This window comes from Nocardioides kribbensis, assembly GCF_015070375.1.
Taxonomy (GTDB): domain Bacteria; phylum Actinomycetota; class Actinomycetes; order Propionibacteriales; family Nocardioidaceae; genus Nocardioides; species Nocardioides kribbensis.
This window is the reverse complement of record NZ_JADCLL010000002.1, coordinates 605925-627448: the sequence shown is the minus strand read 5'-3', so window position 1 is coordinate 627448 and position 21524 is coordinate 605925. Positions and strand designations below refer to the sequence as shown.

Genomic DNA, 21524 nt, shown 5'->3' with positions numbered 1-21524 from the left:
AGACGACCCGCCCGGTCGGACCGGGCGGGTCGTGGAGCGTCGGGGACGCGGTGTCAGCGGGTCTCGCGGTGAGCCTGGTGCTGACGGCAGCGGGGGCAGAACTTCGCCAGCTCGAGCCGGTCGGGGTCGTTGCGGCGGTTCTTCTTGGTGATGTAGTTGCGCTCCTTGCACTCGACGCAGGCGAGCGTGATCTTGGGGCGAACGTCGGAGCTCTTGCTGGCCACGGGAAGTCCTTGCGGGTCGTCGATGGGTGCGGAGATTGGTAGCGGGAGCGGGACTCGAACCCGCGACACCACGATTATGAGTCGTGTGCTCTAACCACCTGAGCTACCCCGCCACACGGGCAGGAGTGCGCCCCCCAGAGTAGCCCGGGGGGCGTCACGCCTGTGCCAGAGCCCCTTTACGGAATCGAACCGTAGACCTTCTCCTTACCATGGAGACGCTCTGCCGACTGAGCTAAAGGGGCAACGACCGAGAACCATACACACGCCGGGCGGGATCGAAAAATCGGCCCGCGGCGACGCTCAGGACACGGCCCCGGGAGCCGCTCCGGACCCCCTCACGGAGGCGAACGGACGGGCCTGCTCGAGCTCCAGCGACAGCTCGAGCAGCAGGGCCTCGCGCCCCGCGCCGGCGGACAGCACGACCCCCTGCGGGAGCCCCGAGGAGGTGGTCGCCAGGGGCAGCGACACGGACGGGTCGCCGGTGACGTTCTGCACCGGGGTGAAGGCCACCCAGGCCAGCAGCCGCTCCACGATCGTGGCGTGGTCGAGGGTCGGTGACAGGTGTCCCAGGAGCGGCGTCTCGTGGGCCACGGTGGGGGTCAGCAGGACGTCGTGACGGGCGAAGAAGGCCGCGGAGCGGTCGGGGGCCCGGCGCATCCGCAGCAGTGCCGCGGGCAGGTGGTGCACGTGGCGGCGCAGGTGGCGGTCGAGCCCGCGGGTGAGGTGGTCGAGCCGCTCGGGGTGCCAGTCGCAGCGGTGGACCAGGCGGCCGGTGCGGACCACGGCGGAGGCGAGGAAGGCCCAGTAGAGCAGGAAGTCGTCGGGGAGGGAGGCGTCGGCGGGCACCTCGGCGACCTCCTCGACGTGGTGGCCCAGCTCCTCCAGGAGCGCACCCACGCCCCGCGTCAGCGCCGCGACCTCGGGGCTGGCGCCGTGGCGCATGCCGGTGGTGTTCAACGCCACACGCAGCCGGGCACGGCCGGGGCGGGTGATGTCGCCGACGGGCGGGAGGTGGAGCGCGCGGTAGACCCGCTCGGCCTCGCGCAGGAAGGCGGCGGTGTCGCGCACCGAGCGTGTCAGCACCCCGTCGCTGACGATGCGCACCGGCATGCCGCGGTGCACACGGTCCTGGGCCAGCCGGTCGCGCGTGGGCTTGAGGCCGACCAGGCCGTTGACCGAGGCGGGGATGCGGATGGAGCCGCCTCCGTCGTTGGCGTGGGCCAGCGGCACGGCCCCTGCGGCCACGAGCGCAGCGGCGCCGGCCGACGAGGCCCCGGCCGGGTGGTCGGTCGACCAGGGGCTGCGCACGGGCCCCAGACGGGGGTGCTCGGCGACGGCGTTGAAGCCGAACTCCGAGAGCCGGGTCTTGCCCAGCACGACGAGCCCCGTCGCACGGACCATCCGGGCCACGTCGCCGTCGCGCCTGGCCACCGGCGCGGTGTAGGCGTCGGTGCCGTCGCCCGTGGGCATCCCCGCCGCCGCCACGTTGTCCTTGAGGTACGTCGGCACCCCGGCGAAGAAGCCCGGCCGGGGGTCGAGCGCCTCGGTGCGGGCCCGGTCGTGGGCAGCGTGGGCGACCGCGCCGAGGACCGGGTCGACCCGCTCCACCCGGGCGACGGCCGCGTCGACGACCTCACGCACCGAGACCTCGCCGCTGTGCAACGCGGCGACCAGGCCGACGGCGTCGTGGTCGGCCAGGGCGTCGTCGGTGAAGGCGTGCACGCGCATGCCGGGACGTTACTGCGTGACCTCCCCCCTGCGGTGGCAACCGAGCAGGTGGGGGTCGAAGACGCCGACGGCCTCCATGAGGGCGAACATCGTGGTCGGCCCCACGAAGGCGTAGCCGTGCCGCTTCAGGGCCTTCGACAGCGCCGTGGACTCCGGCGAGGTGGTTTGCTGCTCCCCGGTGTGGTGCGGGGCCGGAGGAGCCTGCGGAGCGTGCTCGAGCACCAGCGCCTCCAGGCCACCGGAGGAGCGCAGCGCGACCGTCGCCGCGGCGTTGGTGAGCGCGGCCTCGATCTTGCGGCGGTTGCGCACGATGCGGGCGTCGGCCATCAGCCGCTCGGTGTCGGCGACGTCGAAGGCGGCCACCCGCTCGGCGTCGAAGCCGAGGAACACCTCGCGGAAGGCCGGGCGCTTGGCCAGGATCGTCGACCACGACAGACCCGACTGGAAGGCCTCCAGCGTGAGCCGCTCGAAGTACGCCGACTCCCCGGACACCGGCCGACCCCACTCCTGGTCGTGGTAGTCGCGCATCGTGCCGGGCGCACCCGCCCACGGGCACCGCGCCACGCCGTCCTCCCCGACGACGGGCCCCACCCCGGTGCCGCTCACCGGCGCTCGCGCAGCCGCACCCGCGGCAGGTCGGGGGCCGGGATCGGCGCCAGCGACTCACCGGACACCACGCCGAAGGGTCCGTCGGCGGCGTGGTCGGGGACGCCGTCGGGGCCCGCGCCGGCCTCGACCTGGGCCTGCCAGGCGGCGCGGTGGGCGACGACCTCGTCGTGGTCGCGGCCCACGAAGTTCCACCACATCACGATGGCCTCCCCGAAGGGCGGGCCGCCGAGCACCAGCAGGCGCGCCCCCTCGGCACCGGCGTGCAGGGGCAGGACGCGCGCTCCGGGTGGCACGTAGGCGAGCTCGTGGGCCTCGACCGCCTCCCCCGCCGCGTGGACCGAGCCGGTGTCGACGAGCACCCCGTGCTCGAAGGAGGGGTCGACGTCGAGGTCGAGCCGCGCCCCGGGCTCCAGCAGCAGCTCGGCGCCCAGCAACGGGGTGTGGGTGGAGACCGGGGAGGTCTCCCCCAGCAGCGACCCGAGGAACACCCGGGCCACCCAGCCGTCCCCGGTGCGCGGTGCGGGTGCGTGGTGGGCGAAGGCGGGGTCGACGGAGCGGGCCCCGTCGGGCAGGGCCACCCACAGCTGCGCGCCGTGGAGGGTGGTCGTGCCGGGAGGCGACACCTCGGAGTGGCTGATGCCCCGACCGGCGGTCATGAGGTTGAGCTCACCGGGTCGCACCATCGCGGCCGTGCCGAGGCTGTCGCGGTGCTGCACCTCGCCGGTGAACAGCCAGCTCACGGTCTGCAGGCCGGTGTGGGGATGGGGTGCGACGACCATGCCTCCGGTGGCGGCGACGTCGTCGGGCCCGTAGTGGTCCAGGAAGCACCACGCGCCGATGAGGGAGCGCCCCCGCTGGGGCAGCGTGCGGCGCACCGTCATGCCGCGCGGGCCGCCGAGCGGCACCAGCCGCGGGGCGACGACCTCCACGGTCGTCGACCCCGCGGCGCAGGTGACCTCGTCGGGTCGCTCCTCGAGGTTGCTCACGGCTGCTGCGTCCTGGACCGCGCCGGTCAGGAGAGCTGGTCGGGCTCGACCCAGTGCTTGCCCTCGCCGTCGGCGTCGACGGTCGGGTCGAACAGCCGGCCGGCGTTGCTGTTGACCTCGTCGCCGGCGACCGCGTCGGTGGGCCGCAGCGTGACGATCACGGACTTGAAGGCCGGCTGGTTGCTGCCGAGCGCCTTGGACTCCAGCGGGACCAGGGGGTTGGTCTCGGGGTAGTAGGCGGCCGCGCAGCCGCGGGGCTGCTCGTAGGAGACGACCCGGAAGGCCGGCGCCTCGCGCCGCGAGCCGTCCTCCCACTCGCTGCACAGGTCGACCATCTGGCCGTCGACCAGGCCCAGCTCGGTGATGTCCTCGGGGTTGACGAACACGACGCGGCGACCGTTCTTGACGCCGCGGTAGCGGTCGTCGAGACCGTAGATCGTGGTGTTGAACTGGTCGTGCGAGCGCATGGTCTGCAGCACCAGCCGGCCCTGCGGCACCTCGAGGATCTCGGTGGGGATCGCGGTGAAGACGGCCTTGTCGACCTTCGTGGGGAAGGTGCGGGTGTCACGGGGCGGGTGCGGCAGGACGAAGCCGCCGGGCTGCGCGACCTTCTCGTCGTAGGACTCGCAGCCGGGCACGACCCGCGCGATGCGGTGCCGGATCTCGCTGTAGTCGGAGCGGAACGCGTCCCAGGGGAGGTCGTGGCGATCGCCGATGGTGGCCTGGGCCATCGAGCAGATGATGTCGACCTCGCTGCGCAGGTGCTCCGAGGCCGGCTTGAGCGGGCCCTTGGAGGCGTGCACGGCCGACATCGAGTCCTCGACGGTGATGCGCTGCTCGCGGCCGCCGGTGTGGTCCTTCTCGCTGCGGCCCAGCACGGGGAGGATGAGGGCCTCCGTGCCGTGCACGACGTGCGAGCGGTTGAGCTTGGTCGAGACGTGCACGGTCAGGTCGGCGTTGCGCATGGCCGCCTCGGTGACCGTGGTGTCCGACATCGCCGAGACGAAGTTGCCGCCCATGCCGAAGAAGACCTTGATCTTGTGGTCGCGCATCTCGCACACGGCGGCGACCGCGTCGACGCCGTGCTCGCGGGGCGGGTCGAAGCCGAACTCCGCCTGGAGGGCGTCGAGGAAGTGCGCCGGCGGGCGCTCCCAGATGCCCATCGTGCGGTCGCCCTGCACGTTGGAGTGCCCGCGCACCGGGCACAGACCCGCACCGGGCTTGCCGATGTTGCCCTGCAGGAAGGCGAGGTTGGAGATCTCCTTGACCGTGGCCACGCCGTTGCGGTGCTGGGTGATGCCCATGGCCCAGCAGATCGTGGTGGCGTCGGACTCGGCGAACATCCGCGCGGCCGCCTCGATCTGCTCGCGGCTCAGGCCGGTGGCGCGCAGGACGAGGTCCCAGTCGAGCGCGCGGGCGGTCTCGGCCCAGGCCTCGAAGCCGGTGGTGTGGCGCTCGATGAAGTCGTGGTCCAGGGCGTCCCACTCCAGGAGCAGCGAGCCGATGGCCTGGAAGAGCGCCTGGTCGCCGTTGATCTTGACCGGCAGGTGCATGTCGGCGATCTCGGTGCCGTTGAGCGCCATGCCCTTGGGCGTCTGGGGGTTCTTGAACCGCACCAGGCCGGCCTCGCGCAGCGGGTTGATCGCGAGGATCTTCGCGCCGTTCTTCTTGGCGATCTCCAGCGCGCTGAGCATGCGCGGGTGGTTGGTGCCGGGGTTCTGGCCGGCGATCACGATGAGCTTCGCGACGTGGATGTCCTCCAGGCTGACCGAGCCCTTGCCGATGCCGATCACCTCGGCCAGGCCGACCGAGGTCGACTCGTGGCACATGTTGGAGCAGTCGGGGAGGTTGTTGGTGCCGAAGGCGCGCACGAAGAGCTGGTAGGCGAACGCCGCCTCGTTGGAGGTCTTGCCCGAGGTGTAGAAGACCGCCTCGTCGGGGCTGTCGAGACCCTTGAGGTGGCCGCCGATGAGGGCGAACGCGTCGTCCCAGCTGATCGGCTCGTAGTGGGTGCCGCCGGCCCGCACGACCATCGGCTCGGTGAGGCGTCCCTGCTGGCCCAGCCAGTAGTCGGTGCGCTCACGCAGCTCCGCCAGGGGGTGGGCGGCGAAGAACTCCCGGCCGATGGTGCGCTTGGTGGCCTCCTCGGTGACCGCCTTCGCGCCGTTCTCGCAGAACTCGGCGGTGTGGCGGTGCGACGGGTCGGGGTCGGGCCACGCGCAGCCCTGGCAGTCGAAGCCGTCGGCCTGGTTGAGCTTGAGGAGGGTCTGCGCGGTGCGCACGACACCCATCTGCTCGATGGAGCGCTTCATGGAGACCGCGACCGCGGTCTTGCCGGCAGCGGCGTGGGCGGTGCCGCCGACCTCGAGGTCGGATTCGTCGATGTCGTGGCGGGGGGCGGTGCGGCTCATGGGCACCATCATGCTCCGGCGCACCAGCGCCACCACACCTGCCCGGGTGGCAGACCTGGCTCACGCCCGCGCCGCGCCGCTAGATTGCGGGCTCCGAGGTGTGCGAGCACCCACCGAGCCCCACCCAGGAGAGACCATGTCGTCCTACGACCCGCCGAACCCCCCGAACCCGCAGGACCCCTACGGCCAGCAGGGCGCCGGCCAGCCCGGCTACGGCGCCCCGCAGTACGGCGCACCCCAGTACGGGGCTCCCCAGTACGGCGCGCCGCAGTACGGCGGCCAGCCGGGCGGCCCGGTGCCCGCGGGTCTGCTCGAGCGCTTCCTGGCCCGGCTCATCGACGGTGTGCTGATGGGCATCGTCAGCTTCATCATCGGCATGGTCTTCGGCGGCAACGTGGTCGCCACCGACGGCACCGACGGCCAGAGCTACGCCGCCGCCGCGGCCGCGACCCTGCTGGGCGTCATCGTCAACCTCGCCTACTTCGGCTTCCTGGAGTCCTCCCGCGGCGCCACGCTGGGCAAGCAGCTGCTCAAGCTGCGCGTGGTCGCCCCCGAGGGCGGCAACCCGACCCTCGCCACCGCGGTGAAGCGCAACATCTTCCTCGCCTTCGGCCTGGCCGGGCTGGTGCCGTTCCTCGGGATCATCGGCAGCCTGGCGACCCTCGTGGCCGTCATCGTCATCGCCGTGCAGATCAACGGCGACAAGGCCCAGCGCCAGGGCTGGCACGACAAGTTCGCCGGCGGCACCCACGTGGTCAAGGTCGGCTGACCCGACAGCACCAGCAGCACCCAGCAGCGCCCAGCAGCGCCCAGCAGCACCGCCTCGGGGCGGGTCAGGCCGACAGCCTGGCCCGCCCCGACACGCGTGCGTGCACGGCGAGCATCGCCTCGACCGTCTGCGGCCAGGTGAAGAGCTCGGCGCGGGCCCGGGCGGCCGCCCGGCGCGCACCCTCCGGCCGGGCGGCGAGCTCCAACACCGCGTCGGCCAGGGAGGCGGCGTCGGGCGCGCCCCAGGCGCCCGAGGCGGCGTCGACCAGCTCGCGGGCGCCACCGCGGTCGGCGGTGACGACCGGCGTGCCGCAGGCCAGGGCCTCGAGCACGGCCAGCCCGAAGGTCTCCCCCGGGCAGACCGACAGGGCGACGTCGGCCGCGGCCAGCCGACCGGCGACCTCGGCGCGACCGGCGACGTAGCCGTGCAGGCGCACCGGTGAGGCGCCGGCCAGCGCCTCCAGCTCGTCGCGGTGCGGGCCCTCGCCGTAGACGTCGAGACGCACGGGCACCCCGCGACGGTGGAGCTCCACGGCGGTGGCGACGGCCAGGTGCGGCGACTTCTCCCGCGAGAGCCGGCCGACGTGCACCAGGCGCAGCTCCGGCCCCGCGGGGGCGCGCGACGGGTCGGGGCGGAAGGTCGCGAGGTCGACCCCGAGCGGCACCTGCGCGACGGGGCAGCCGGCGGCCGCGGCGACCTGCGCGAACTCGCGGCGCGCGTAGTCGGAGGTCACCACGAGGGTGTCGACACTGCGCACGAGCAACCGGTTGAGCACGCGCACCGAGGCCTTGGCCCCGAGGTCGAGGCCCGTGCGCAGGGCGAGCATGTCGTCGAGGCGCTCGTGGGAGAAGAGTACGCTGCCGACCCCACGGCGACGGGCCCAGCGCGCCACGGGCAGCAGCGTCGTCTTGTCGCTGAGCTCCACCGAGGTGGGCGCGAAGTCCTCCAGCACGTCGGTGACGCGCCAGGGCTCGACGATCAGGCGGTAGCCGCCACCGACACGCGGCGCGCGCAGCTGCACGACGTCGCCCTCCGGGGTCTCGGTGCGGGCGTCGACCGGGCCCGGCACGACGAGCAGCCGTCGCGCGCCGGCCGCGGCGTACCCCTGCCCGAGCGCGGCGACGGCGGTCCGCATGCCGCCGGAGGACGGGCCGATGAAGTTGGCCAGCTGGGCGATGCGCACGCGGGTCACCGTGGCGGCACGCGGTGAACGGACGGCGACGTCGCCGTGGCCCCGGCGTGGCCGGCTCCGGCCCTCTAGGCTGCCGGTCGTGCCCGCACCGTGGACCCACGCCCTCGCCGACACGGTCGTGAGCGACCCCGCCCTCCCCCCGTCGTACGACGAGCGCCTCGGCTCCCTGCCGGGCGCGGCGCTGGTCGCCGACACCGACCTGCCGCGGCTGGCGCTGCCGCAGGAGGGCCGGCTCGCCGTGGCCGTCGCGGTGACCGGCGGGGCCGGTCAGCTGGCCGGTCCGGCCGGGTGGTGCGCGCGCCGGCCGCAGGTGCGCCTGACGCGGCTGGCGGTGACGCTGCGCGACCTCGACGACCTGGCCGGCAACGCCCGCCGGGTCGTCGCCGCGGTCGACGCGGCGCGCGGGGAGGGCGCCCTCGCCGACGACGTCGTCGTGCAGGTGGGCGTGCCGGCCGGCCACCTCGGACCCACCGGCCCCACGGCCGCCTGGCTGGCGGCGCTCGACGAGCTGGCCGCCGCCGAGCTCGGCCTGCTGCTGCCCGCCGCCACGGAGCCCGGGCTGCTCGCGGCGCTGGTCGACGCCGCCCTCGACCGCGAGACCCCGTGGCACGCCGGCGGGTCCACCGCCGCCCCCGTGCCCGCCCCCGGTCCGCTGGCGCTGCTGGCCGCCACCCGCCTGGCCCTCGACGGCGCCTCGCGGGGCGAGGTCGTCGAGGCGCTCACGACGGCCGACGCGGCCGCGCTGCTCGGCCTGGACGGGCTCGCGGGGGCCCGACGCTGGCTCACCGGCGCCGACCTCGCCTCACCGGCCGAGGTCGAGGCCCTCGGCGCGGCCCTGCGCGACCTGGGCGTGGCCCTGTGAGCCCTGTGAGCCCTGTGAGCCCCGACGGCGCCGGGGACGGCGCGGCGGACGGCTTCGGCCTCGACCACCTGCCCTACGGCGTCTTCTCCCGCGACGGCGGTCCGCGCCGCGTCGGGGCGCGGCTGGGCGACCGGGTGGTCGACCTGGCCGAGGCCACCGGGCGTCCCGAGCTCGCCACGGCGTCGCTGAACGCGCTGATGGCCCTGGGGCCGGCGGTGTGGGCCGAGACCCGGGAGCAGGTGCGCGACCTGGCCGCCACCGGGGTCGCACCCTCCCACGACCTGGCCGAGGTCGTGCTGCACCTGCCCTTCGAGGTGGCCGACCTGGTGGACTTCTACGCCTCCGAGCACCACGCCACCCGCGTGGCGGAGATCCTGCGGCCCGGTCAGGACCCGCTGCCCCCGCAGTGGCGCCACCTGCCGGTGGGCTACCACGGCCGCGCGGGCACCGTGGTCGTCAGCGGCACCCCGGTCGTCCGCCCCCGCGGCCAGGGTCGTCCCTCCCGCGAGGAGCCCGACCGGCCGGCCTTCGGCCCCACGCGGCGCCTGGACCTCGAGGCCGAGCTCGGCTTCGTGGTCGGGGTCCCGAGCGCCCTGGGGAGCACGGTGGGCGTGGACGCCCTGGCCGACCACGTCTTCGGCGTCGTGGGCGTCAACGACTGGTCGGCGCGCGACCTCCAGGCGTGGGAGTACGTGCCGCTCGGTCCGATGCTCGGCAAGTCCTTCGCCACCTCGGTCTCGGCGTGGGTGACCCCGCTGGCGGCGCTCGAGGCGGCCTGGTGCGACCTCCCGGGCCAGGAGCCCGCCCCGCTGCCGCACCTGCGCCACGCCGGCGGCTCCACCCCGCGGGGGCTCGACGTCCGGGTCGAGGTCGAGGTGGCGGGCACGGTGGTGAGCCGACCGTCGTACGCCACGACCTACTGGGCACCCGCGCAGATGCTGGCCCACCTGACCTCCAACGGCGCCGCGCTGCGCACCGGCGACCTGCTCGCCTCGGGCACGATCAGCGGCCCCGGTGACGACGAGCGGGGCTGCCTGCTCGAGCTGACCCGGGGCGGGCAGGTGGAGGTCGCGGGGCGCGGCTTCCTCGAGGACGGCGACGAGGTGGTGCTGCGCTACTCCGCGCCGTCGACCAGCGGCGGTCGTATCACGCTCGGCGAGGTGCGTGGCACCGTCGCTCCCGCCGCGGGCTGAGCGACCGACGCGGGCCCCGCACCCCCTGCGGGCGTGCGCGCCGGGCTGGCGTGGGCGATGCGCCCGAGCCGGGCGCGGGCGCGGCGGGTGAGCAGGAGCACCGGCAGCAGGGCCGCCACGAGCAGGCAGCCCAGCACGATCGCGAGGTAGGCGCCGTGCAGCGAGGAGTCGAGCGGGGCGACCAGCCCGAGCACGGTGGAGGCCGCGAGCAGCGCGACCATCCCGAGCCGGTCGAGGCGCAGCACGGCGAGGAAGGGCGCGGCCCACAGGAAGTACCACAGGTGCACGACGGGGCTGAGGACCACCGTGGCCCCGACCACCAGGGCGACGGTGGCCACCGCCGAGGCGCGGTCGCCCGCGGGCCGGCGCAGCAGCGCCCACACGCCCAGCAGCAGGGCGGCCAGCGTGCCCGCCGTGCGCAGCACGTCGACGAGGTCCAGCGGGCCCGGGCCGAGCCCGACCAGTCCGGCGACGCGGTCGAGCGCGCCGCCCACCAGCGTGGTCGTCGACAGCGGGGTGCTCACGGTGCCCGGCACGCCCAGCGCGGCGACCCATCCGAGTCCGAGTCCGGTCACGGCGCCGAGGCCCACCAGCGTGCCGACCGCGACGCCGGCCACCGCCGCGGCGCGGCGCACCCGCTCGAGCGCCCCCGCGGCCGCGGGCAGCCCGACCAGGACGACGCCCAGGCACACCAGGCCGCCCGGTACCTTGACCGCGGCGGCGAGTCCGCCCAGCACCGCACCGGCCGCCCAGCCGTGCTCGGCGGCCACCACCAGGGCCGCGGCCATCAGGCCGACCATCAGCAGGTCGTTGTGCAGGCCGCCCACGCCGTTGGCCAGCATCAGCGGCGACACGAGCACCACCGCGCTGGCCAGGGCGGGGTCGACCCCGCTCCAGCGGGCCAGCCGCGGCACCGCCCAGGCCAGCAGGAGCAGCCCCACCAGCGCCACGCCCCGGTGGGCGACCACCAGCACCCACGGGTTGCCGGTGTGGGCGGCGGCGAGGTCGCCCAGCGCGAGCGGCAGCGGCCCGTAGGGCGCCGGGGTGTCGAGCCACATCGGGTCGACGGCCTCGACCACCGGGCCCGAGAGCACCGACGGGCCGTGGTCGTAGGGCGAGAGCCCGAGGTGGGCCAACGTGCCCTGGGCGGCGTAGGACCAGCCGTCGCGGGAGAACAGGGGCGGTGCGAGCACCAGCGGGGCCGACCAGACCACGCACGCGTGGCGCACCAGCGCCAGCCGGTCGGCGGTGTTCTCACCGTGGGGAAGCGCGACGCGGCGGCACAGGCGCAGCCAGGAGGCGGCGAGCAGCCCCAGACCGGTGAGCACCACGGTCAGGCCGAGCATGCGCCCGGCCGGGTGCGCGCGCAGCGCCACCAGCGCGTCGGCGTCGAGCACGGGCGAGCTGGCCGGCAGCGTCGAGACCACCAGGCCCCCCAGGAGCACGAGCAGGCTGCCGGCGAGCCCTCGAGTCAGCACCAGCGCAGGCTAGGGAGCCCGGAGGGCCGCCGCCCGCACACAGGTCGACCCCGCGAGGAGCGGTCGGTGAACGTCAGCCGAACTCGCTCCCCGCGGGGTCGCCGGGGGTGCTGCGTGGTCGAGCGGGTGGTGCGGTCGTGCAGGTGGGACCGGGGGTCAGCGACCCGCGGGCACCGGGGCCTCGGTGAGGACGACGTAGAACGGCTTGCGGGTGCCGTCGGTGGTGACGGAGCCGTCGCTGTTGCGCGGGGAGACCACGAAGCTCTGGGCGTTCTGGGCGCCGGCGGGCGCGCAGTTGGTCGGGCCCGAGGGCGGGGTGGTCGGCGCGCCGACGTTGCAGCGGCTGACCGAGATCTCGCCGGAGAACTCCGGGTTGGCGTCGGCGCCGGGGGCGCGGCCGGTGGTCACGCCGTCGCCGTTCTGGTCCACCGTGTTCTGCAGCGAGATGGTGGCGACCAAGCCGCTGTCGGAGATGTCGTCGCCGGCGCTGATGTAGACGTTGCCGTTGGCGCGCAGGCTGTTGTCGGGCGAGCCGGCGGGCGCGGTGTTGGGGAGCGTGGGGTAGGCCGCCACGATCGAGAAGCCGCCCGACTGGTCCACGATGCTGCCGTCGGCGCCCACGAGCAGCCAGCGGCCCGCACCGTCGGCCCCGGCGGGACCCGCCGGGCCCTGGACCAGGGTGCCGTCGCGGAAGTCCTTGGCCTGCAGCGTGCCGTTCTTGACGTCGATGGAGGCCACCGAGTCGTTCTTGATGTCCTGGCCGGTCAGCGAGTTGTTGACGACGTCCTCGGAGCTGATCTTGACCGCGGCGTAGGAGGTGCCGCCCATGGCGACGACGAGTGCCATCACGGAGACGGCCATGGAGGGGGTGGGGCGACGCAGGCGAGGGAGGTTCACAGGACGGCCTTTCGAGGAGGGTGTGATCCGGGCCACGGAGGCGTGACTGACCCTGCTTCGGAGCCGCCGTCGTCACGGATGGGTGCCGCCGGCGTGTCGCCGCCCAGAGGTCTGGTCCGGCTCCGCCCCGTCGCCTCCGGCCCCACCCCTCGGGGCGGGGGAGGTCGCGGCGCACGCGGGTAGCGTCGGGGACGACCCGTCCCCTCGTGCGGAGGTCCGCATGCACCCCACGCACGATCCCTCGCCCGGCCCGTCCACCGAGGCCCCCGGGCGCCCCTCGTCGGCCAGCACCGGCGGCCTGAGCGGCGACCACCGCGCCGCCCGCCCCGCCGTGCTCGTCGTCGGGGCCTCCTCCGGCATCGGCCTGGCCACGGCCCGGCGGCTGTCGGCCCGTGGCGCCCGCCTCGTGCTGGCCGCCCGCGACCCCGCGGCGCTCGACCGCACCGCCGCCGCCTGCCGCGACGCCGGGGCCGCCGCCACCCTGGTGGTGCCCACCGACCTCACCGACCCCGCCCAGGTGGAGGCGTGCGTGAGGGCCGCGGTGGCGGCGTACGGTCGGCTCGACGCGGTGGTCACCACCGCGCAGGGCATGGCCTACGGCACCGTCGAGCAGGTGCCGCGCGAGGTCTTCGAGCACGTCGTCGAGACCGCGGTGCACGGCACCGCCCACCTCGTGCGGGCGACGCTGCCCGTCTTCCGCGCCCAGGGCGCGGGCACCCTCGTCGTCGTCAGCTCCCTGCTGGCCGAGGTGGCCGTGCCCTCGATGAGCACCTACGTCACCGCCAAGTGGGGCCAGCTCGGGCTGGTGCGCTCGCTGCAGCTCGAGCTGCGCGACGAGCCGGGCCTCCACGTGTGCCTGGTCTCCCCCGGCGCCATCGACACCCCCATCTACGACGAGGCGGCGACCTACGCCGGCAGCCGCGGCTCGGCCCCGCCGCCGGTGGTCGGGCCCGACCGGGTGGCCCGCGCGGTCGAGCGCTGCCTCGACCACCCGCGCCGCCGCCACGTCGAGGTGGGCCCCGCCAACCTGGCCACGATCCTCGGCTTCCGGCTCGCGCCCTTCGTCTACGACCGCGTCGTCGGTCCCGCCGTGCGGGCCGTGGTGCTGCGCGGGCCCGCCGTGGGCCCCGACGGCGGCAACGTCCTCGAGGCCGCCACCGGCGGCCACACCGAGCGCGGCGTCTGGACCCTCCTCGGTCGCCGCCGCACCCGCGAGGGCAGCGGGGCCCGCTGGCGGCGCTGAGCCCGCCTCGCGCCCCTCGCGCCCCGCCACGACCGCTGCACCGTCCCGGCACCAGCCCGGCACCAGCCCGGCACCAGCCCGGCACCGCCCCGGCACCATCCCCTGCTCGACCCCACCGCACCAGGAGTCCCCGTGCCGTCCCTCCCCTCCTTCCTCCCCCAGCTCCCGCGCCTGCCCCTGCCGCTGCTCCTGCCGGCCCCGGCCGCCGTCGCCCGGGCCGCCGGGCTGCTGCGCCGCTCCGACGCCGGACCCCACCCGCGGGTCGTGGTGGTCACGGGCGCCTCGAGCGGCATCGGCCGCGCCACCGCCCTGGAGCTGTCGCGCCGCGGTGACCACGTCGTGCTCGTCGCGCGCCGCGAGGAGGTGCTCGACGAGGTCGCCGAGGTGTGCCGCGACGAGGGCGCCGCCTCCGCGCTGGTGCTGCCCGCCGACCTCGACGCCGACGAGGACGTCGCCGCGCTGGTCGACCTCGTGCTCGAGCGCCACGGCCGCGTCGACGCCCTCGTGCACTCCGCGGGGGTCGTGGCCTACGGGCGCGCCGAGGAGCTCGACGCCGAGACCTTCGACGCCGTCGTGCGCACCAACCTGCTGGCCTCGGCCAACGTGGCCCGCCACACCATGCGCGTGCTGCGACGCCAGGAACGCGGCGTGCTGGTGCTGGTGGGCTCCCTGCTGGGTCACGTCGCCGTGCCCGACATGACGCCCTACGTCGTGAGCAAGTGGGGGGTGCGCGCCCTGGCCCGCCAGCTGCAGATCGAGAGCTCCGACCTCCCGCACGTGCACGTCTGCCACGTCTCGCCGGGCAGCGTCGACACCCCGATCTACGACAGCGCCCTCGACTCCGCCGGCATGGTCAACCGGCCCCCGCCGCCGAGCATCAGCCCCGAGCGGGTGGGCCGCCAGCTCGTCGCCTGCCTCGACGCCCCCGGGCCGCGGGCCCAGACCGGCCTGACCAACTACGCCCTGGTCGCGGCCTTCACCCTCGCCCCGGCGGTGTGGGACCGAGCGATCGGGCCGGCCTTCGACCTGCTCTCGCGGCGCCCCGCCGGCACGCAGGACTGACCCGGACCGCGCCGGGCCGACCAGGGCCGGGCCGCAGACGAGGAACGCCCCCGGTCGGTGGAGACCGGGGGCGCTCGTGGCAGGTGAAGGATTCGAACCTTCGAAGGCAAAGCCGACGGATTTACAGTCCGCTCCCATTGGCCGCTCGGGCAACCTGCCGGGCGTCGCTCGCCCCGGCTTGGCCGGAGGACGACGAGGCGAAACAATAGCGCAGCCCCCGGCACAGGAGGAAAACACCGGCCGGGGCCGACCCGATCACCCGCAGCGACCAGCTGCCACCAGCGCAGAGGACCGACATGGCCGACTCGTCGTTCGACATCGTCAGCAAGCTCGACCGCCAGGAGGTCGACAACGCCCTGGGCCAGACCGCCCGCGAGATCGCGACCCGCTTCGACTTCAAGGGCACCGGCGCCACCATCGAGTGGCAGGGCGACCAGGCCATCGAGATCAGCGCCTCGGCCGACGACCGGGCCAGCGCCGTGCTCGACGTCTTCAAGGGCAAGCTCGTCAAGCGCGACGTCAGCCTCAAGGTGCTCGACGCCTCCGAGCCGCGCCAGTCGGGCCAGCAGAGCAAGATCGCGATCGCGCTCAAGGAGGGCATCACCTCCGAGGACGCCAAGAAGATCTCCAAGCTGATCCGCGACGAGGGACCCAAGGGCGTCAAGGCCCAGATCCAGGGCGACGAGCTGCGGGTGTCGTCGAAGAAGCGCGACGACCTCCAGGCCGTGCAGGCGCTGGTGCGGGGCCAGGACTACGACTTCGCGGTGCAGTTCACCAACTACCGCTGACGCACGGTCCGGGCACGAGGCCCGGAGGAGGAACCCGGTCGCGGATGGGAGGGTGCGTTCCCACCCGCGACCGGGAGTATCAGACCCCCGAGGTGACGGCCGCGCGGCGACCGGCCGGCGCCATCGACGAGACCGTCGTGGCGCCGGAGGCCGGCGTCAGCCACACCTGCGTGCCGGCGTCGAGGCCGAGCTGGCGGGCGTGGGTGCGGGTCAGCACCACGGTGGTCTCGGGGCTGGCCTGGGCCGAGACCGCGGTCGGGTCACCGTCACCGGTGCGCACCGTCACGCGGACCTCGAAGCCGACCCGCAGCACGCGGGTGACCGTGCCGCGCACCGCGCCGGCGAGGCCGGGCTGGAGCGCGACCTCGATGTCGTGCGGGCGCAGCACCACGCCGCCCAGCGTGGTGACCTCGCCCAGGAAGCCCATGACGAAGTCGTTGGCCGGCTCGTCGTAGAGCTGGTCGGGCGAGCCCACCTGCTCGACGCGGCCCTCGTTGATCACCACGATCTCGTCGGCGACCTCGAGGGCCTCCTCCTGGTCGTGGGTCACGAAGACCGTCGTCACGTGCACCTCGTCGTGCAGCCGGCGCAGCCAGTCGCGCAGCTCCTTGCGGACCTTGGCGTCCAGCGCGCCGAAGGGCTCGTCGAGCAGCAGCACGCTCGGCTCGACCGCCAGGGCCCGAGCCAGGGCCATCCGCTGGCGCTGGCCGCCGGAGAGCTGGGAGGGCAGGCGGTGGGAGAACTGCGAGAGGTGGACGAGCTCGAGCAGCTCCTCCACCCGGTGGGCGATCTCCGCCTTGGGCCGCTTGCGGATCTCCAGGCCGAAGGCGACGTTCTTGGCCACCGTCATGTGCTTGAAGACGGCGTAGTGCTGGAAGACGAAGCCGACGTTGCGCTTCTGCGCCGGCAGCCCGGTGGCGTCGACGCCCTCGATCGAGACGGTGCCGGAGTCGGCGGTGTCGAGGCCCGCGATGATGCGCAGCAGGGTCGACTTGCCGCCGCCCGAGGGGCCGAGCAGCGCGGTGAGCTGGCCCGTGGGCAGCGAGACCGACACGTCGTCGAGGGCGACGAAGTCGCCGAACTTCTTGGTGAGACCTGAGACTTCGATGCTCATGGGTGGCTCCTTCGGGAGGTCACGAGTCGTGCTTGGGGCGGAGGAAGGCGACGACGAGGAGGCAGGCGATGCTGACCAGGATCAGCAGGAAGGACGTCGCGTAGGCCGTCTCCTGCTGGAAGTTCTGGTACTTCTGCTCGACGACGAGGGTGGCGGTCTGCGTGCGGCCGGTGATGTTGCCCGAGACGATCTTCACCGCGCCGAACTCGCCGACCGAGCGGGCGAGGCTGAGCACCACGCCGTAGACCACGCCCCACTTGATGCTGGGCAGGGTGATCCGCCAGAAGGTCTGCGGCGCGTTGGCGCCGAGGCTGCGCGCGGCCTGCTCCTGGTCGTCGCCGACCTCGACCAGCACCGGCACGACCTCGCGGATGACCAGCGGCAGCGCCACGAAGCAGGTGGCCATGATCATGCCCGGGGAGTCGAAGATGACCTGCACGCCGCGGGCCTCCAGCTCGGGGCCGACCAGGCCGTTGCGGCCGTTGTAGGCCAGCACCAGCGCCAGGCCGACCACGACCGGCGACACCGACAGCGGCAGGTCGATGAGAGCCGAGAGCACCCGTTTGCCGGGGAACTCGTAGCGCACCAGCAGGATCGAGATCGTCACGCCGAAGACCAGGTTGATGACCACGGCCCAGAAGGCGATCATCGCCGTCAGCTGCAGCGCCCCGGTGACCTGCTCGTCACCGAGCGCGTCGACGAGGTTGCCCAGGCCGTTGCCGAAGGTCTGGCGCACCAGCAGCGCCAGCGGCCAGGCCACCAGGAAGAACACGTAGCCGACGGCCAGGACCCGCAGGCCCCACTTCACCGGCGGCGAGACCATCGCGGTGCTCGTGCCCCGGCTAGCCACGGCGCGACACCCGTCGCTGGAGCACGTCGAGCAGCACGATGACCACCAGCGCGATCGCCAGCATCACCGAGGCCAGCGCCGCCGCGGAGGCGGTGTTGCCGTTCTCGATGAAGGTCAGCACCCGCACCGAGACCACCTCGGTCTCGTAGGGCTTGTTGCCGCTCAGCAGGACCAGCGAGCCGTACTCCGAGATCGCGCGGGCGAAGGACAGCGCCGCACCGGCGGTGATGGCCGGCACGAGGCTGGGCAGGATGATGCGCCGGAAGATCGTCGAGCGCTTGGCCCCCAGCGAGGCGGCCGCCTCCTCGACGTCGGTCTCGAGCTCCTCGAGCACCGGCTGCACCGTGCGCACGATGAAGGGCAGCGTCACGAAGGCCAGGGCCAGCGTGACGGCGTTGGGCGTGAAGGCCCAGTGCAGGCCCAGCGGGCTGTTCGGCCCGTAGAGCGACAGCAGCACGAGCCCGGCGACGATGGTGGGCAGGGCGAAGGGCACGTCGATGACCACGTCGAGGGCGCGCTTGCCCCAGAAGCGGTCGCGCACCAGCACCCAGGCGATGACGGTGCCGACCACGACGTTGACCAGCGTGACCAGGACGGCCTGGGAGACGGTCAGGGTGACCGCGGCCCAGGTCTGGTCGTTCTGCAGGACCGAGAGGTAGCGGCCCCAGCCCCCCTCCGCGGCCGCGGCGACCACGGCGGAGAGCGGGAGCAGCACCAGGATGCTGAACCACAGCATCGCGATGCCCAGGCCCAGGCCCGCACCACGCGTCAGCGTGCTGCGGGGCGTCGTACGGCGCACGCGCCGGGGCCGGCGTCCCTCGGGGGACGCCGGCCGCTCGAGCACAGGGGTGCTGGTCACTCCTCGCCGACCTTGCCGGTCTCCTGCTGCAGCTCGGTGATGATGCCGAGCGGGTTGCCGTCCTCGCCGTCGCCGAAGTAGAGGTCGGCCGCCTCGCCCCAGCCACCGAAGTCGTCGTCGATGGTGAAGAGCTCCTCGGGGGTCGGGAACGGGTCGGCCGGGTCGTTGGCGCCCTCCACCTCGCCCACGTCGACGCCGTCGACGACGGGGCGGAAGCCCGACTGCGCGTAGTCGGCCTGCGCCTCGGGGCTGGTCATGAAGTCGAGGAAGGCCTGGGCGGTCTCGTCGGCGTCGACGGTGACGGCGGCGGGGTTCTCGATCAGCAGGGTGTCCGGCGGCACGACGTAGTCGATGTCGGCGCCGCTCTGCTTGGCCAGGATGGCCTCGTTCTCGTAGGACAGCAGCACGTCGCCGCTGCCGTCGGTGAAGGCCGTGGTGGCCTCGCGGCCGCTGCCGGGCAGGGCGATGGTGTTGTCGAGCAGCGAGGTCACGAAGTCGCGCGCCTCGTCCTCGGTGCCGCCGTTGCCGGCGATGTGCGCCCAGGCCGCCAGGATGTTCCACCGGGCCGAGCCCGAGGAGCCGGGGTTGGGGGTGATGACCTCGACGCCGGGCTCGACGATGTCGTCCCAGGTCTCGATGCCCTCGGGGTTGCCCGAGCGCACGACGAAGACGACGACCGAGGAGGTCGCGATGCCGTTGGTGGCGTTGTCCTTCCAGTCCTCGGCCACGAGGCCGTCGCCGACCAGGCGGGTCACGTCGGTCTCGAGGGAGTAGTGCACGACGTCGGCGTCGGCACCGGCCTCGACCGCACGGCTCTGGTCGCCGGAGGCGCCGTAGGAGGTGGTGAAGTCGCCGACCGACATCCCCTCGCCGGCGTCGGTGCCGACGAAGTCCTCGAAGACCGGCTCGTTGGCCGCCTCCATGACCGAGAAGGCGTTGACGCTGATGGTCTCGCCCGACTCGCTGCCGCTGGAGGTGGAGCACCCGGTCAGGGCCAGCACCCCCGTCGCACCGAGCGCCAGCGCCGCCTTGAGCTGCTTGTTCATCGTGTGTCCCTTGTCCGCCCCTGCACCCAGAGGCTGCTCACCACTCCCGACAGAACAGGAGTGAACAACCAATCTCGCGTAGATTACTGCACAAATGAGGTTTAAACGACCACTGGTCTGGACAGAGTCGTCCGGCGCGTCGCGCGGTCTCGCGCCGGGGACGCCCAGAGGGTCGTCCAGGGGGTCGTCCAGCACCTGGAAACCCAGGGCGCCTCACGTGACGCGGGCTACAGTCCGAACACGTCCGAGGCGAGGAGTGTCGCGAGGTGTCGAAGCAGGTCAAGCAGCTCGACCGGGTCATCATCAGGTTCGCCGGGGACTCCGGTGACGGCATGCAGCTGACCGGCGACCGGTTCACCCAGGAGTCGGCGGCCTTCGGCAACGACCTGGTCACCCTGCCCAACTTCCCGGCCGAGATCCGCGCCCCCCAAGGCACGCTGCCGGGCGTGTCGTCCTTCCAGGTGCACTTCGCCGACCACGACATCCTCACCGCCGGCGACGCCCCCGACGTCCTGGTCGCCATGAACCCCGCCGCCCTGCGGGCCAACCTGCCCGACCTGCCCCGCGGGGCCACGATCATCGTCGACACCCACGACTTCGGCGGCCGCAACCTCACCAAGGCCGGCTACGACTCCGACCCGCTGGCCGACCTCGAGTCCCCCGGCTCGCCGCTGGCCGACTTCGCGGTCCACCCCGTGGACCTCACCGGCATGACGGTCGGGGCGGTCAAGCAGTTCGGGCTCTCGCGCAAGGACGCGGCGCGCGCCAAGAACATGTTCGCCCTGGGGCTGCTGTCGTGGATGTACGGCCGGCCGACCGACTCGACCGAGGCGTTCCTGGCCAAGCGCTTCGCCAAGGTGCCGGCCATCCGCGACGCCAACCTCGCCGCCTTCTCCGCGGGCTGGAGCTTCGGGGAGACCACCGAGACCTTCGCGGTGCGCTACGAGGTCAAGCCGGCGCCGATGGCCCCCGGCACCTACCGCAACATCACCGGCAACCTCGCGCTGTCCTACGGCCTCGTCGCCGCGGGCGTGCAGTCGGGCCTGCCGGTCTTCCTGGGGTCCTACCCCATCACCCCGGCCTCCGACATCCTCCACGAGCTGAGCAAGCACAAGGCGTTCGGCGTCACGACCTTCCAGGCCGAGGACGAGATCTCGGGAGTCGGCTCGGCCATCGGCGCCTCCTTCGCGGGCCACCTCGGGGTGACCACGACCTCCGGGCCCGGCGTGGCGCTGAAGTCGGAGGCGATCGGCCTGGCGGTCATGACCGAGCTGCCCCTCGTGGTCATCGACGTGCAGCGCGGCGGACCCTCCACCGGGCTGCCCACCAAGACCGAGCAGGCCGACCTGCTCCAGGCGATGTTCGGGCGCAACGGCGAAGCCCCGGTGCCGGTCGTCGCGCCGCGGTCGCCCGGCGACTGCTTCGACGCCGCGCTCGAGGCCACCCGGATCGCGGTCACCTACCGCACGCCGGTCATCCTGCTCTCCGACGGCTACCTCGCCAACGGCTCGGAGCCGTGGCGCATCCCCGACGTCGAGGACCTCCCGCGCATCGACCCGGGCTTCGCCACCGAGCCCAACCACGTGGTCTCCCCCGACGACCCCGACACCCGCGACTTCTGGCCCTACCTGCGCGACGAGGACACCCTCGCCCGCCCCTGGGCCGTGCCGGGCACCCCCGGACTCGAGCACCGCATCGGTGGGCTCGAGAAGGGCGAGGGCCACGGCAACATCTCCTACGACCCCGCCAACCACGACCGCATGGTCCGCACCCGGCAGGCCAAGGTCGACCGCATCGCCGCCTCGCTGCCGCCGCTGGAGGTCGACGACCCCTCGGGCGCGGCCTCGGTCCTGGTCATCGGCTGGGGCTCCACCTACGGCCCCATCGGCGCGGGCGTGCGTCGCGTGCGCCGTGCCGGCCACCGCGTGGCCCAGGTGCACCTGCGCCACCTCAACCCCTTCCCCGACGACCTCGGGGAGATCCTGCGCGGCTACGACAAGGTCCTCGTGCCGGAGATGAACCTCGGCCAGCTCTCGCTGCTGCTGCGTGCGCGCTACCTCGTCGACGCCGTGGGCTACAACCACGTGCGCGGGCTCCCGCTCAAGGCCGCCGAGCTCGCCGAGGCCATCGGCGCCCTCGTGGCCGAGGCGGAGGGCGTCGAGGTCGACCTGTCCGCACCCGCCGGCGACCCCGCCGACCACCCGGAGGACTGA

At 73.9% G+C, this 21524-nt stretch carries 19 protein-coding genes and 3 tRNA genes; 7 read left to right on the top strand and 15 right to left on the bottom strand.

The features are described 5' to 3' along the window. Positions 1 to 53 precede the first annotated feature (53 nt). The 7 genes from rpmG to IR170_RS08515 all read right to left on the bottom strand — a co-directional run bounded on the left by rpmG (position 54) and on the right by IR170_RS08515 (position 5958). Positions 54 to 224 carry a 50S ribosomal protein L33 gene (gene rpmG, locus IR170_RS08545; protein WP_056864794.1) on the bottom strand — a complete coding sequence of 57 codons (171 nt, stop codon included), beginning with the start codon at positions 222 to 224 and terminating at the stop codon, positions 54 to 56. Between the two features lie 36 nt (positions 225 to 260). Beyond that, positions 261 to 337, bottom strand: a tRNA-Met gene (locus IR170_RS08540). Between the two features lie 56 nt (positions 338 to 393). Next, positions 394 to 466 (bottom strand) — tRNA-Thr (locus IR170_RS08535). 58 nt (positions 467 to 524) lie between these two features. Beyond that, positions 525 to 1952 carry an amidase gene (locus IR170_RS08530; protein WP_193662006.1) on the bottom strand — a complete coding sequence of 476 codons (1428 nt, stop codon included), beginning with the start codon at positions 1950 to 1952 and terminating at the stop codon, positions 525 to 527. A 9-nt stretch (positions 1953 to 1961) separates the two neighbouring features. Then, entirely contained in the window at positions 1962 to 2558 is a 597-nt protein-coding gene (locus IR170_RS08525; protein WP_319804975.1) for a DNA-3-methyladenine glycosylase I, read from the bottom strand. Further along, positions 2555 to 3547, bottom strand: a complete 993-nt coding sequence (locus tag IR170_RS08520) for a pirin family protein (RefSeq protein ID WP_193662005.1) — start codon at positions 3545 to 3547, stop codon at positions 2555 to 2557. Before IR170_RS08520 ends, IR170_RS08525 begins: the two co-directional genes overlap by 4 nt. Before the next feature lie 26 nt (positions 3548 to 3573). Continuing rightward, complete coding sequence (locus IR170_RS08515; protein WP_193662004.1) at positions 3574 to 5958, bottom strand: FdhF/YdeP family oxidoreductase; 2385 nt, start codon at positions 5956 to 5958, stop codon at positions 3574 to 3576. A gap of 136 nt (positions 5959 to 6094) precedes the next feature. Between IR170_RS08515 and IR170_RS08510 the strand changes: the two genes are divergently transcribed. Then, positions 6095 to 6727 (top strand): RDD family protein, encoded by a 633-nt coding sequence (locus IR170_RS08510; RefSeq protein WP_193662003.1) that lies wholly within the window; start codon positions 6095 to 6097, stop codon positions 6725 to 6727. Between the two features lie 64 nt (positions 6728 to 6791). Here IR170_RS08510 and IR170_RS08505 read toward each other — a convergent pair whose 3' ends face one another. Beyond that, on the bottom strand, positions 6792 to 7919 hold the full coding sequence (locus tag IR170_RS08505; protein ID WP_193662002.1) for a glycosyltransferase: 1128 nt from the start codon (positions 7917 to 7919) through the stop codon (positions 6792 to 6794). A gap of 79 nt (positions 7920 to 7998) precedes the next feature. On the opposite strand from IR170_RS08505, the gene IR170_RS08500 reads away from it, so the two are divergent. After that, the gene (locus IR170_RS08500) at positions 7999 to 8781 is read left to right on the top strand and encodes a hypothetical protein (RefSeq protein WP_193662001.1); all 783 of its coding nucleotides are present in this window, start codon (positions 7999 to 8001) and stop codon (positions 8779 to 8781) included. A 5-nt stretch (positions 8782 to 8786) separates the two neighbouring features. Continuing rightward, positions 8787 to 9974 (top strand): fumarylacetoacetate hydrolase family protein, encoded by a 1188-nt coding sequence (locus tag IR170_RS08495; protein WP_319804974.1) that lies wholly within the window; start codon positions 8787 to 8789, stop codon positions 9972 to 9974. On the opposite strand, the gene mptB is transcribed toward IR170_RS08495, so the two are convergent. Next, positions 9896 to 11452: a polyprenol phosphomannose-dependent alpha 1,6 mannosyltransferase MptB gene (gene mptB, locus IR170_RS08490; protein ID WP_193662000.1), complete on the bottom strand. Its 1557-nt coding sequence runs from the start codon at positions 11450 to 11452 to the stop codon at positions 9896 to 9898. The two genes, IR170_RS08495 and mptB, sit on opposite strands and share 79 nt — an antisense overlap. Before the next feature lie 156 nt (positions 11453 to 11608). Continuing rightward, positions 11609 to 12349 carry a hypothetical protein gene (locus tag IR170_RS08485; RefSeq protein ID WP_193661999.1) on the bottom strand — a complete coding sequence of 247 codons (741 nt, stop codon included), beginning with the start codon at positions 12347 to 12349 and terminating at the stop codon, positions 11609 to 11611. A gap of 220 nt (positions 12350 to 12569) precedes the next feature. On the opposite strand from IR170_RS08485, the gene IR170_RS08480 reads away from it, so the two are divergent. After that, the gene (locus IR170_RS08480; protein WP_193661998.1) at positions 12570 to 13592 is read left to right on the top strand and encodes an SDR family NAD(P)-dependent oxidoreductase; all 1023 of its coding nucleotides are present in this window, start codon (positions 12570 to 12572) and stop codon (positions 13590 to 13592) included. A gap of 132 nt (positions 13593 to 13724) precedes the next feature. Next, the gene (locus tag IR170_RS08475; RefSeq protein ID WP_056864804.1) at positions 13725 to 14654 is read left to right on the top strand and encodes an SDR family NAD(P)-dependent oxidoreductase; all 930 of its coding nucleotides are present in this window, start codon (positions 13725 to 13727) and stop codon (positions 14652 to 14654) included. 77 nt (positions 14655 to 14731) lie between these two features. On the opposite strand, the gene IR170_RS08470 is transcribed toward IR170_RS08475, so the two are convergent. Then, a tRNA-Tyr gene (locus IR170_RS08470) sits at positions 14732 to 14813 on the bottom strand. A gap of 137 nt (positions 14814 to 14950) precedes the next feature. Here IR170_RS08470 and IR170_RS08465 point away from each other — a divergent pair. Beyond that, on the top strand, positions 14951 to 15442 hold the full coding sequence (locus IR170_RS08465; RefSeq protein ID WP_056864805.1) for a YajQ family cyclic di-GMP-binding protein: 492 nt from the start codon (positions 14951 to 14953) through the stop codon (positions 15440 to 15442). 79 nt (positions 15443 to 15521) lie between these two features. On the opposite strand, the gene IR170_RS08460 is transcribed toward IR170_RS08465, so the two are convergent. The 4 genes from IR170_RS08460 to IR170_RS08445 are packed head-to-tail and all read right to left on the bottom strand — an operon-like array spanning position 15522 to position 19311. After that, positions 15522 to 16556, bottom strand: a complete 1035-nt coding sequence (locus IR170_RS08460) for a sulfate/molybdate ABC transporter ATP-binding protein (RefSeq protein WP_193661997.1) — start codon at positions 16554 to 16556, stop codon at positions 15522 to 15524. A 19-nt stretch (positions 16557 to 16575) separates the two neighbouring features. Then, a complete protein-coding gene (locus IR170_RS08455; protein WP_056864807.1) occupies positions 16576 to 17379 on the bottom strand; it encodes a sulfate ABC transporter permease in 804 nt (267 codons plus the stop codon). 19 nt (positions 17380 to 17398) lie between these two features. Beyond that, positions 17399 to 18265: a sulfate ABC transporter permease subunit CysT gene (gene cysT / locus IR170_RS08450; protein WP_056864808.1), complete on the bottom strand. Its 867-nt coding sequence runs from the start codon at positions 18263 to 18265 to the stop codon at positions 17399 to 17401. After that, a complete protein-coding gene (locus tag IR170_RS08445) occupies positions 18262 to 19311 on the bottom strand; it encodes a sulfate ABC transporter substrate-binding protein (RefSeq protein ID WP_056864809.1) in 1050 nt (349 codons plus the stop codon). The genes cysT and IR170_RS08445 overlap by 4 nt, the downstream gene beginning before the upstream one ends. A 266-nt stretch (positions 19312 to 19577) precedes the next feature. Between IR170_RS08445 and IR170_RS08440 the strand changes: the two genes are divergently transcribed. Continuing rightward, positions 19578 to 21524: a 2-oxoacid:acceptor oxidoreductase subunit alpha gene (locus tag IR170_RS08440; RefSeq protein ID WP_193661996.1), complete on the top strand. Its 1947-nt coding sequence runs from the start codon at positions 19578 to 19580 to the stop codon at positions 21522 to 21524.